Genomic DNA, 12,426 nt, shown 5'->3' with positions numbered 1-12,426 from the left:
CGCCGCGCTGGACGTCAACGCCAAGATGCACGAGGGCAAAAGCGGCCAGCGCCTGTGGCAGGAGTGCGTGCGCGTGGGGATCGAAGCGCGCAAAATGCTGCTGGATACCTGCACGATGATCAAACCGTTCGTGCCGGATCAGATCGACGGCAAGCCGTGGCAAGCCTATGACACCGCGGCGATGGCCAACGATCTGCGCTTCTTCAACTTCGTGCCCGGCGAAAAATGGCACGCCTTTGAGGGCTATGCCGAATCGCAGTACTTCGTCGATCCGTGCAAACTGCTGCTCACTACGCCGGGCATCGATACCGCCACCGGCAGCTACAGCGAATTCGGCATCCCGGCGACCATTCTGGCCAACTACCTGCGTGAAAACGGCATCGTGCCGGAAAAATGCGATCTCAACTCGATCCTGTTCCTGCTGACGCCGGCGGAAGACATCGCCAAGATGCAACATCTGGTGGCCCTGATCGCCCGCTTCGAGAAGCACATCGAGCAGAACTCTCTGCTCAGCGAGGTGCTGCCTGCGGTCTATAAAAACCATCAGCAGCGCTACAAAAACTACACCATCCGCCAGCTGTGCCAGGAAATGCACGACCTTTACGTCAGCTACGACGTTAAAGAGCTGCAAAAAGAGATGTTCCGTAAAAGTTATTTCCCGCGCGTGGTGATGAATCCGCAGGACGCCAATACCGAGTTCGTGCGCGGCAATGTGGAATTAGTCTCGCTGGCTAAAGCCGAGGGCCGCATCGCCGCCGAAGGCGCCCTGCCTTACCCGCCGGGCGTGCTGTGCGTCGTGCCCGGTGAAATTTGGGGCGGCGCCGCGCAGCGTTATTTCCTGGCATTGGAAGAAGGCATCAACTTATTGCCGGGATTCGCGCCGGAATTGCAGGGCGTTTATATCCAACAGGATGAGGACGGCTGGAACCGCGCTTACGGCTACGTCATGAAAAATTAAACACCTTACGGGGCGGCGATGATTCCCGCCGCCCGGATCGCATCCTAAAAGAGAAAATGATCATGAGTAAGTCCAATAATAAAATGGGGGTCGTACAATTAACGATCCTGACCGCCGTGAATATGATGGGTTCCGGCATAATTATGCTGCCGACCAAGCTGGCCGAAGTGGGCACGATTTCGATCGTTTCCTGGCTGGTGACCGCCGTCGGCTCGATGGCGCTGGCCTACGCCTTCGCCAAATGCGGCATGTTCAGCCGTAAATCCGGCGGCATGGGCGGCTACGCCGAATACGCCTTCGGCAAATCAGGCAACTTTATGGCGAACTACACCTACGGCGTTTCGCTGCTGATCGCCAACATCGCCATCGCCATTTCCGCCGTCGGCTACGGCACCGAGCTGTTTGGCGCTACGCTCAGCCCGCTCGGGATCTGTATCGCCACCATCGGCGTGCTGTGGCTGGCAACCGTCGCCAACTTCGGCGGTGCGCGCATCACCGGCAAAATCAGCGGCATCACCGTCTGGGGCGTGATCATTCCGGTGGTGGGCATCTCGGTCATCGGCTGGTACTGGTTCAGCGGCAGCGCCTACGTCGCCGCCTGGAACCCGCATCAGGTGCCGACCTTTGAAGCCATCGGCGCCTCGATCTCGATGACCCTGTGGGCGTTCCTGGGGCTGGAATCCGCCTGCGCCAACACCGACGTGGTGGAAAACCCGGAGCGCAACGTGCCGATCGCCGTACTGGGCGGCACCCTCAGCGCGGCGGTGATCTATATCGTTTCGACCAACGTGATCGCCGGCATCGTGCCGAACATGGATCTGGCCAACTCCACCGCCCCGTTCGGGCTGGCGTTCTCCCACATGTTCAACCCGACGGTCGGCAAGATCATCATGGCGTTGATGGTCATGTCCTGCGTCGGCTCGCTGCTCGGCTGGCAGTTCACCATCGCTCAGGTGTTCAAATCCTCCGCCGACAGCGGCTTCTTCCCGAAAATCTTCTCCAAGCTGAGCAAGGCCGACGCGCCGGTTAAAGGCATGCTGACCATCGTCGTCATCCAGAGCGGCCTGTCGCTGATGACCATCAGCCCATCGCTGAACAAGCAGTTCAACGTGCTGGTGAACCTGGCGGTGGTGACCAACATCATCCCTTACATCCTGTCGATGGCGGCGCTGGTCATCATTCAGAAAGTGGCGAAGGTGCCGGACAACAAGGCGCGCATCGCCAATATCATCGCCGGCATCGGCGCGCTGTACAGCTTCTACGCGCTCTACAGCTCCGGTGAAGAAGCGATGATGTGGGGCGCCATCGCCACCTTCCTCGGCTGGACGCTGTACGGCATCGTCTCGCCGCGCTTCGAGCTGGCGGGTAAAAAGGGGTAAAGCGGTAGGGCACCGGCGGCCGGGGATGGGATTGTGATGGCGAACATGCCATCATACGCCGACCCTGGCCACCGAAACGGCGTACGATGACCGACACTTTCCCCACTCTCTGGCACCTCTACATGCTGCGTTTACCGAGCGGCATGCTGTATACCGGCATCACCACCGACGTGGCGCGCCGCCTGGCGCAGCATCAGGCCGGCAAAGGCGCCAAGGCGCTGCGCGGCAAAGGGGAATTGACGCTGGCGTTTCACTGCCAGGTGGGGGATCGCTCAACGGCGCTGAAGCTGGAATACCGCGTCAAACAGCTGAGCAAAATACAAAAAGAGCGGCTGGTGAGTCCCCCGCCGCTGTCGTTGGAGTATTTGCTTCCTGGTTAACAGGTGTCGGTAAAGTTTTATCCCTTCTATTTCAAACTGCTTGTACAGCAGTGAACTGATGGCTAGACGCTCGCGGCCGGCCGCCGAATTTCTAAGCTGCCTATACGGCAGTGAACATCTTCTCCATCAAGCTGCCGGCCACCTCCGTTTTCTAAGCTGCCTATACGGCAGTGAACGTGCGCGTTTCCTCATCGGCCTGGATTTCCCTTTTCTAAGCTGCCTATACGGCAGTGAACGCTTGCCGTGCTGTAAGTTGGGTCATTAGCCATTTCTAAGCTGCCTATACGGCAGTGAACTAGTCATCCGGCACTGCTGGCGCTGGCGGGGCTCTCTAAGCTGCCTATACGGCAGTGAACACGAACACGCGCACCCGACTATCCATGCTCGTTTTCTAAGCTGCCTATACGGCAGTGAACACGTGCCGGTAATATCCTGCCAATCGGTGCCATTTCTAAGCTGCCTATACGGCAGTGAACGTTTTAGCTAATGATGGGCGCCCACGCACCCGTTTCTAAGCTGCCTATACGGCAGTGAACGGACACGATTCACTTTTACGAGCCAACCTATTTTTCTAAGCTGCCTATACGGCAGTGAACTCTCGCCTGGGCGCTCAGCAGCGCGTCCGAATTTTCTAAGCTGCCTATACGGCAGTGAACGTGGTGAATCTTCCAGGGCGGAATGCCTTTCTTTTCTAAGCTGCCTATACGGCAGTGAACAGCCTCGATGACCTGGAGTCCACAGTGCATACTTTCTAAGCTGCCTATACGGCAGTGAACGCATACGCTAATCGCGTGAAGGACTGCGCTATTTTCTAAGCTGCCTATACGGCAGTGAACGCGCGCATGCGCTTGGGCAGCGGGCCGATCATTTTCTAAGCTGCCTATACGGCAGTGAACGCCAACCTTTATGCTCATTGCTTGAGCCATCATTTCTAAGCTGCCTATACGGCAGTGAACCTGGCGGCAGCAAGCGGCACCGGCAACACTGATTTCTAAGCTGCCTATACGGCAGTGAACGGTGGAAGACTGACCCGCTAAGCGTCAGTTATTTTCTAAGCTGCCTATACGGCAGTGAACCCGTTCGCCGCCGGGTTGATCTCCGACTGTATTTTCTAAGCTGCCTATACGGCAGTGAACTGAGCAAAATAGCCTCTAACAAACTGATTATTAAAGAACAACAGTCAAATCCCTCGGTTTAACCCTAATTTTTCAGATACCGTTCAGAGGCAACAAAATCAATGTGTTACCTCTGAACGAAAAAAGAGGGTTAAAACCAAGGTACCGTAGCGGAGGCACTCAACCCATAAAAACTAAAAACGCCCGGCGTTGGCCTTTCCTGTAATTGACCCTGTTTCAGGAACAAGCGGAAGTGTTGCCCGGTGGAGAGACTCTTCAAGGCAATAAAAGGCAATAAGGTTCGCTGCTCGTTCGCCATCGGTATTCTTTCCCGTGCCTGTTCTTCAGTCAGCCAACCTTTACTGACGGCTCGGCGGCGTATACGCTCAACGCTACTCTTTACCTGAACTCTGCTGACGGTACGAAACGCCGTCTCAGCAGGCACAGCCTGGATGAGCGATAGGTCGGTATAGTCCCGTAACCCTTTCATCCAGTCGAATCCCCCCAGCGCCGTCAGCGCTTCGTGGCTGCCATGCAGCCGCAAAATGGCGCCTGGCGTACGTTGCATCTGCGGAAAGCTGATACCGATATCGCCTTTGCCATAGGCAGCCAGCGCCCGATGCAACTTGGCGAACAATGCCGACAGCAGAGTGGGTTCGCTGAACTCAGGATCGGGCAATACGCGGACGTCCTGATAATGATCCATGGTATCCCCTTATTCGCCTTTTTCGCCAAATACGCCGCCGCGGATCAGCACCGCCATCACGTAATGCTGCTGTTCAACCGACGGTTTCTCTTCTTTAATTACCCAGCGATCGAGTAGCGTATAAAAATCCATCTTTTCCTTTGGCTGACGGCAGGCGATGCCACGGCTGGTCACCGACCCATAAGGTTCTACGGCGATCGCGCCAAGAGAATCGGCCTGAGAATGCCAGGTATCGATAGTGCGCAAAGCGTTACCGACTTTCTGCGAGTGCATCGCGGCAACGCCATCTACCTGGTACAGCAACTTACTTTTCTTACTGTTGCTGTCTAATACCAGCTCCTGAGAAGGGAAAATTTCCTGCCCATTCCCCAAGCGTACAAACGCCTCGACATTGAACAGGGCAAAACTTTCTCCCACCAGGCCACGTTCAATTTCCGCCGCCAGCTCGCCTAGCGCCCCTTTCGGTTGGCTAAATTCGCGCAGGCTGTAGTCATGCGCGTTGAATTCCCAGGTTTTACTGCCGGTCACTCGCACGGCGATTTTTTCAGCCCCCACGCGGTTACGCCACAAGAAGCGCCCATTCGCCAGGTTCTCGGCATAACGCGCGGCTAAAGTACCAAAACCATGCTCGGCGATATAGCCCTCGATCACCGCCTGCAGCGCATTTTGATAGTCCTGATCGTTACAAACCGACGGCACCGCCAGATTGCCCAACACACGCAGCGTGAACGCCACTTTTAGGGTATCGGCATCTTGCGGCAGCGCCGCAACATCAACCGTTTGCAGGTTTGGCTTCTGAATTTCAGCATCAAGCTTGGCGGGATCGCTGGTAATCGCGTTTTTCAGGCGATTAGAGATAGTCCCACGCACCGCCTTTTCTTTAATGACGATAGGTTGCCAACTCTCGGTGCCCCACTCACCCGCCAACATGATGGCGTCCGAGTTTGCCAATTTGCGTTCAAATGCCAACACCGAAGCGGTTTTAATCGTTGATTTAGCCATTGCAATAATCCTTTAAAAGTCGTCGAGATGAATTGAGTCAGCGGATTCGTCATCCTGCGGAATCACTGCAGACGGGGTACGGCAGTAATAGCCGTTATCGGTTGTTTGATAGCGCCAGAACAGCGCGGATAAATCGTGAATACGGTGCAGACCGCACCATTCACCCACGCCGTAAACGGCTTCAGCGAAACAGAACGGCGTTGACGCATCGCGCGCATTTAGCACTTCACCCGCCGGGTAGAGAGGAGAAATACGCTGATAACCCGTCATCAGCGGCACTAAATAGCCGGGTTGAGGTTTACCTACGTGTTCCCACTCAGCCTTGTCTCCCACTTCGGGCGTTTTCTCCTGATGAGTGGGCACCGCCTGCATTTTCAATGCGGCGAAGTCGAGCCAGGCATCCAGCATTTCCGCTTGCGGCCGATGCTGTTTTAGCGCCGTGAAATGTTGTTGCAACAGCTCTGAACGGTCCAACAAGGCAAAGCCGGGCAACAGCCGGCACACTAAACGCCGCACGTCTTCAGGCTGCTGCGGATAGCCGCGCACGCTCACGCCACGCAGCCGCGTAATGCTGCCACCGGCCAGTTTTTGCGTTTGGCATAAGCGGTAAAGGTGTTCTTGCAACTGATCCAAGCCAATATCGCCGTTGGCAATTTCACCGGCGCATTCAATCACCAGCGAGACCGTCATGTGCATGCGCCCTTCTTCATTGAAGGCGGCGGTTTTAGCTTCTTTGGTCAATGGATTGCGCGTCAACGCGAACTGGTAGTCACGCCCTGATGAATGAGCATGAATTTGGCGCCGATGGCATATCACACCACAACCGCCCAGCGTTAAGCCGTGACTGGCCTGTAACTTGCGCGACAGCGCGTGCACATAGCCGAGGAAGTGGCTGATGGCAGGAAAACCGTAAGTCAGCCCCGCTACCGCGTTGGCATTCTCTACCTGAAGATGACGCAATACGATCACATGGCTCATTTGAGATCCTCCGCCAGCGCGTCTTCCAGCTCTCTTAACCGCTGGCGGAACAGCGGCTCAGTACGCCATTCACGGCGCTCCACCATTCCCATATTCATCGGTTCAACACTCAACTGACGATTCAGCCACACGGCGAAGTCATCGGCAATTTCAGCCTGCCATTCATCTTTTTCTCGCTCAGCACAAAACCATTCGTCATCTTTAGCCCGATAGGGATCGAGCCACAGCTGTTGCGCCAGTTTTAGCTCGCAGCCCTCGTTACGGCTCCAGCCGCACCATTCCTCACGTTGAATATCTGCAGCAACGTTAAACAGCATGCCGATAATCTGATCGATAGAAGCCTGACGGCGGCGGCGGATCTCTACGGTGTTATCTCGCTCCTGCACTCCAAGCAAGAAATGTCTCAACTGCGCCACCATGCCACGCACCAAATAGCTGAACGGCCCGCGCCGCTCAAAAATAGACTGGCAGCCATACGGCGGCTTATCCGGACTTTGCCATTCTGGCGGCGTACATGGCAGTAGCCACACTCGCCCGCCACGCGCACTGTTAAGGTAGGAAATATTCTGCGGTTTGGTGCCGCCCATATTCATCACCGCCGTCTGCGGGAAATAAGTCAGCTGCTGAGGATGCCACTGCCCCGCTCTGCGCGCCTGATTGGCCTCTTTGGTTTCGTCGCTGAAACGCACGTGCAGCAAACGATCGTGCAATGACTGGGCGAGGGAGGAAGAAAACAGCGGGCTCAGCAAATGATAACCGTCCCCCACCGGGAAATAGATCTGCTTAGCCAGCTTATGCGAGCTGGGCTGTTTGTTAATCAACGCCTGGCTGAAACCACTGACCCACAGCTCAAGCTGCTGAGGAGTTTCAGCCAGCTCGGCTAGCGCCGAATGATCCTGTCGCTGCAAGCTGGCAAGCAGAGAATCGCCTTGATGCTCGGTTTGCAGCAGTTTTGCGACATCCAACGCGGCGGCATTGCCAACCGCATCAACCGCAGGTTTTGGCAACGCCGCCGTTGACAGGTAACGCTCATCGCCTTCCCCCTGGCCGTATACGCTGCTGCCTTTGGCATCGCTGTGGGTGTATTTGGCGGCATGGGTAACCAGACTGATTTGCCCGGCGCGCGCGGCGGCGTCCGTTAACCAGGCCCGCACCTCATAACGCTGCTCCAGATCGCGCCGTTCCTGCGCCAATTGCTGTTGCAACACACCCTGTTCGGCCTCCGTTGCTGCTGCCAGCTTCTTTTGCGCGTCCTTATCGAAGGCTTCGAGCTTGGGTTGCCGTCGTCCTTCGATGTAGGTCACGATAAAAGAAGCCAGTCCTTGTTGTGGCATATGAGCTCCTTAATTATCAAATCTATGATTCAAAATGCGCGGAACACCCCAAGCGCCGGATGGAAACGCCACGTATCGGCCTCGTCCTCGCCCGGTTTGCGTAAATTGATTTCGCCAAACCTCTCGCTGATCTGCGCAAACTCCATCCCCAGCGTATCCGCCAGGCGGCGGTATAGCTGCGGATAATCGTTATCCATCCAAAGGCTGTTGCCATCAGCCAAAGCCAGGCCCGGATAGTCAAAATCACCGCTCTGTTTACTGCCGCTGGGGCCTGCGTCGCGATTCACAAACACCATGCTTTCTTCGTCTTCCTCCAGAGAGAGGTAATACTGTGTTTCTTGGGCAGACTGACGGAATGGGTAGCGCCGTTGCATTTCAGCATTCCAGCTCAGGGGATAACGCCACCACAGAGCGGCGCTTTCTGCGGTTTTCTGCGTACCCAGTAACGCTTCCCACAACCGGCGATGCTCCAGATCGACCAAATTCTCGAACAGGGGCCCCTTGCCGGCGCCTTGCCGTTCGCGAATTCGTGGGATAGCGCTGGGGAATTGGTACTGCTGAGGGAGCAACAACGTCTGCAGATCGTGGCTGGCTAACCGGAAATGTCGGGATTCGAACCCCGGCCGGCAATACGCCAACTGCTCACTGTTTCTTTCGCGCAGCGCTTTGATATTTTTATTGAGAATTAACAGATTAGGCGTTACCGGCGGCTGCTGACGGTGTCGCTGAATACGCCCCGCCAATTGGATAAGCGAGCGCATGGAGCTGGGTTCAGCGATTGCCCAATCCAGATCCCAATCACGCCCAACTTCCGCGACCGGTGAAGCCAGTACGACAAAAAGATGATTCGATTCATCATCACATGCGACGGCCCGCTTGATCTCCTCAACCTCCCATAAGGTTTCCGGTTGGTGGCGCGTCAGCGTGGCATCCAGCCGCCGTTCGATATGCGAGCGCATCGCCAAAGGATGCTGGCTGTGGTAAACACAATAATGAATGCGGTAACCGGCTGGTGGAGCGAGTTGCATCAAGCACTGTGCTACCGCCACGAGCGGATCGATATTCGCCATGCGAATCAGGCCGATGGAGACGGTCTTACCGCTTGTATGCTGCTGGCAGTGATGCTGGTGCTGTTGAATAATCGCAGAGTGCAAACAGGCAGCAACCCCCTCCAACACCGTCTCTTTTTGCCGCCCGGCAACCACAACGGGCAACAATTCCGCCTGACGCAAAGGTGTAAGCTGTTCCAGCTTGTCGATACGCTGCGTGACAAAGCGGGTGTGCTCATCCAAGAACATCGACGCTTTATCGATCTCTGCACTGACAGCGCCATGCTCATCGAACCAAGCGCAGCAAACGTTCAGCGGTGTTCCTGGTTCGGCACAGGATCGTTGATACTCACGTCGGCCGGTGCAATAGGCGTTAAACAGCGCCTGTACCAGCGCAGGGGGGAGCGTCGCGGACGAAAGCAACACGCGGGTGCCGAGCATTCCAGCCCAGTTAACTAAACGGCAGAGGGCCGGCAAGTCAGTGATATCAAAGTCATCCGGCTCATCCAACACCAGATCGGCAGTGAGCAGGCGCAACATCGGGGCGATTTGCCGCCCACCGCGTACCCCTTCCGTCGCAGGGATCAGATAATCGATGGTGCTTACCAGAACCGGGGCACTGATCAACTTATGTAAGCGACTATCCTGGGCCAGCCAGCGGCTCAGGCGCCCATCATCCAGCGAGCCTTCGTAACGGACATACTGATGTTCGGCAAATAACGCCTCCGCCGAAACGCTACCGACATCGGCAACAGGGAGCTTATGCTTATGCAGTTGTTGAACGGCCATGGAACCGATCATCACGGCGAGATCGTCGTCTTGTAAATGCAGCCGGTCACGTAACGCATCCCCGGTTTGCAACGTCAATGTACGCAGGCCAAGCGCAATGCTGAAACGGCATCCCTCCTGTTCGTCCGCCAGCGCATACATAATGCGAGCGTTGGCAAACGTTTTTCCGCAGCCGGTCGATGCCATATTCACACCGAAGAAACCTTGTTTAACCGAACGCTGCCGCAGTGCGGCCGCGACGTCGTAGGCTTTGTCCTGCCAGCGATACCTTTCGTGCGCAGAGCGGCGTTTGAAGCCTTTGTGGCGAGTGATGGCGGGCAGCGTTTTGCGCACATGCGGCAGCAAACGCCCTAAAAGCAATGCCCCTTGCCCTACGCCAATATTATGCTCGTCCAGCTGCTGTTTACGCTGGCCGGTCTGACGATCGGTATTCGCCCATGCCGCATACCCAGGCGCCTGCCAATCAGTTACCGCCGGCCCAGCGGAATAGACGTGATCCGCCAACATCAGCGTCAAACGCGCCAAATGAACGGCAAACTGTTGCCCCAAATTGCCGAATTGAACCAATGAGCCAAGTTGCTGCGCGCGCTGGGCCAGCTTTTGCGCTTTCGCGCACCATAAGGCACTTTGCAGCGGTGTGCCTTGTGGGAACTGCCATACCTGAGCGAAATCCTCCGGTTCCCAGTCACTGTGATCCTGATTCGTCGAGTTCCAGCATGCGTTAAGCTGATTTTCCAACCAACTGGCGCTGCAAGCAAAGTCTGGGGTATCACGGTAGCGTTCGGTATCATCTGACCGGGGATATGCCGGTAATCGATGGTGAGCCACTATCAGCCAGCCAATCGCCTGCGCCAAAGGCGGTAAGGTTTTGAACGGGCTTTCAGACATCCCTTGCCTATCCCGATACAAGCGCTGTAATAGAACCGGTTCATCCTCTGCGGTGATTTCAGCTAACGCGGCCAACCACTGCTTATCTTGCCGCTGACCGACAAAGGCCTGAAACAGGCGCAGAGAAACCCATTCGTGGCGATACGGCTGAAACCGTTTCGCCCCTGCTTGTATCAACCCCGCCTGAAACAACGCGTTCGCTTTGCCAAAGTCATGAAACAGCCCGGCTATCCCCGCCATCAAGGCAATCGCCTCAGCGCTGTGCCAGTGGTTCTCATCCTGGCTTTTCAAAACATCACGGGCGGTGCTGTTGGTCGGCACGGTTCCTTGGGCGTTAAACCTGCGCGGATTGCCTACCACCCATAGCAGCTCCGTCTGATTAGCTCCCCGGATCCAGTGGCAGGCAACCGCAGTATTTCGGCGCGCCGTCTTACGCAAAGCGCGCCGCAACGTGTCCAACCCCTGCAAAGTGATAGCTGTTTGCCAAGTGCGATCGCCCTTTCGTTCTGCGAACTGATCGAGAATTTTACGTGTTTGAGTGAGCGCGAACTTATTGCATTGCGAGATCAGCAGAACATTCATGAAGCGCCCGCCCCTAAACGTAAGGCGGTTTCTTGTAGGGTATCGATCATCAGATCCAATGCGTCAGCACGCTGAAAACCATTCAGGCAGCGTTGCCTAAAGTCTTGCTCCTCTTCCCCCGCCATCGCCGCGATGAAGGCTTGGGGCAAAATCAATGCATCTTTTATCAAGTCCGCCACGTCGAAAACTAACCCACCGCGCCGCGTTTTGCCATGCAAAACGGCTAAACCGTGGGGCAAACCGGTCACCCAGGTTGCCGTCGCCGCCAGCCCATAAGCCAGGTAGTTACCGTGATCGAGAAAACGGTTAGCCAGATCGCTACCACCGCCGCGCTTGGCGCGAATGAAATCGCCGTAACTGACCGCTTCCGCCGCCAACTTATACAACGCTTTGGTCATTACGGCTTCTTGCAACATCAATTCATTGTGCGTTGTACTCTCGCTGAGCTTTGACTGATAGCGTTCAACCAACGCCAGTAACCGCTCTTCATGCAATACAAACCCGTCTTCGCGCTGCATTCGTGCACCCAGCCAATGCCGTTTAATTTGCTCGATACGCACCTGTTGAAAAATTCGGGCGGCTGCCAGCCTTTTTGCCTCGTCGAACCAAAAACTGACCCAGTTCTGAAGGTATTCCGTAGGACGATACTCGCTCTGAGGCGTCAGCCACGAGACGGCGACTTCCACTTCGTTAGCAGCAAATAGGGGTGTCCCACCGCCACCACAGAATCCGACTAAAACGCCGGCGCGAGCAAACTCACGCATTGCAGCCTGCGTGACCGAGGTTCCGGTTCCCAACATGATGGCGGTAGTGTTGGCAATAGGGATGTTCCAGTAAAGAGACTGCTTTCCTTCGTCCGTGACATATTCGACGCGGCCGCCATTCACTAAAACTCGGCAATATTGCAGGTAATACAAGTTTGCTCGTTTCGAGTGCAGTATTGTTTTTAATTCAGAGGGGGAAAGGGTATTTTTCATTGTTATATTTCTTATCCATAATGAAATAATTACAATTAAAATAAATAACAAGCGATGAATGTCAATGCAGGCGACACCACCGTTCTACCACGTTTTTCCAGGGAAATCCGTTGCAACCGAGTCAATATTCATCAATCAGAAAAATAAAATCATCCACTTATTGATCACTGCCGGAATGTATCAAATACATATTACTTTTTCCTATATTCTGCCTGTACGGCAGTGCACGCCGGACTGGCAAATTTTGGCATCATTCCCATTTTCTAAGCTGCCTGTACGGCAGTGCACG

At 55.5% G+C, this 12,426-nt stretch carries 9 protein-coding genes, 1 pseudogene and 1 CRISPR repeat array; of the genes and pseudogenes, 4 read left to right on the top strand and 6 right to left on the bottom strand.

Annotation, left to right across the window (positions count from 1 at the left end):
- The 3 genes and pseudogenes from HMPREF3138_RS27160 to HMPREF3138_RS14140 all read left to right on the top strand — a co-directional run.
- A pseudogene (locus tag HMPREF3138_RS27160) lies at window positions 1–958 on the top strand (ornithine decarboxylase); the annotation flags it as partial.
- Window positions 959–1,020: 62 nt separating this feature from the next.
- Window positions 1,021–2,337, top strand: a complete 1,317-nt coding sequence (potE, locus tag HMPREF3138_RS14145) for a putrescine-ornithine antiporter (RefSeq protein WP_028127578.1) — start codon at window positions 1,021–1,023, stop codon at window positions 2,335–2,337.
- Between the two features lie 86 nt (window positions 2,338–2,423).
- Window positions 2,424–2,717 (top strand): GIY-YIG nuclease family protein, encoded by a 294-nt coding sequence (locus HMPREF3138_RS14140; RefSeq protein WP_139145154.1) that lies wholly within the window; start codon window positions 2,424–2,426, stop codon window positions 2,715–2,717.
- Window positions 2,718–2,745: 28 nt separating this feature from the next.
- Window positions 2,746–3,853: a CRISPR direct-repeat array (repeat unit 28 nt; unit sequence TTTCTAAGCTGCCTATACGGCAGTGAAC).
- A gap of 130 nt (window positions 3,854–3,983) precedes the next feature.
- On the opposite strand, the gene cas6f is transcribed toward HMPREF3138_RS14140, so the two are convergent.
- Genes cas6f through cas1f form a run of 6 tightly spaced genes read right to left on the bottom strand, consistent with a single transcriptional unit; the run spans window position 3,984 to window position 12,137 of the window.
- Window positions 3,984–4,538, bottom strand: a complete 555-nt coding sequence (gene cas6f / locus HMPREF3138_RS14135; protein WP_038879090.1) for a type I-F CRISPR-associated endoribonuclease Cas6/Csy4 — start codon at window positions 4,536–4,538, stop codon at window positions 3,984–3,986.
- Between the two features lie 9 nt (window positions 4,539–4,547).
- Window positions 4,548–5,540: a type I-F CRISPR-associated protein Csy3 gene (gene csy3 / locus HMPREF3138_RS14130; protein WP_038879093.1), complete on the bottom strand. Its 993-nt coding sequence runs from the start codon at window positions 5,538–5,540 to the stop codon at window positions 4,548–4,550.
- Window positions 5,541–5,552: 12 nt separating this feature from the next.
- Entirely contained in the window at window positions 5,553–6,518 is a 966-nt protein-coding gene (gene csy2, locus HMPREF3138_RS14125) for a type I-F CRISPR-associated protein Csy2 (RefSeq protein WP_038879095.1), read from the bottom strand.
- Window positions 6,515–7,852: a type I-F CRISPR-associated protein Csy1 gene (gene csy1 / locus HMPREF3138_RS14120; protein ID WP_038879097.1), complete on the bottom strand. Its 1,338-nt coding sequence runs from the start codon at window positions 7,850–7,852 to the stop codon at window positions 6,515–6,517. The genes csy2 and csy1 overlap by 4 nt, the downstream gene beginning before the upstream one ends.
- Before the next feature lie 29 nt (window positions 7,853–7,881).
- A complete protein-coding gene (gene cas3f / locus HMPREF3138_RS14115; protein WP_038879099.1) occupies window positions 7,882–11,160 on the bottom strand; it encodes a type I-F CRISPR-associated helicase Cas3f in 3,279 nt (1,092 codons plus the stop codon).
- Complete coding sequence (gene cas1f / locus HMPREF3138_RS14110; RefSeq protein WP_038879101.1) at window positions 11,157–12,137, bottom strand: type I-F CRISPR-associated endonuclease Cas1f; 981 nt, start codon at window positions 12,135–12,137, stop codon at window positions 11,157–11,159. Before cas1f ends, cas3f begins: the two co-directional genes overlap by 4 nt.
- Before the next feature lie 64 nt (window positions 12,138–12,201).
- Between cas1f and HMPREF3138_RS26845 the strand changes: the two genes are divergently transcribed.
- The coding region (locus HMPREF3138_RS26845) for a hypothetical protein (protein ID WP_210394223.1) at window positions 12,202–12,426 on the top strand (225 nt) is incomplete at its 3' end.

The organism is Serratia sp. HMSC15F11 (assembly GCF_001808215.1).
Lineage (GTDB): Bacteria > Pseudomonadota > Gammaproteobacteria > Enterobacterales > Enterobacteriaceae > Serratia > Serratia nevei.
This window is presented reverse-complemented; position numbering and strand designations above follow the sequence as displayed.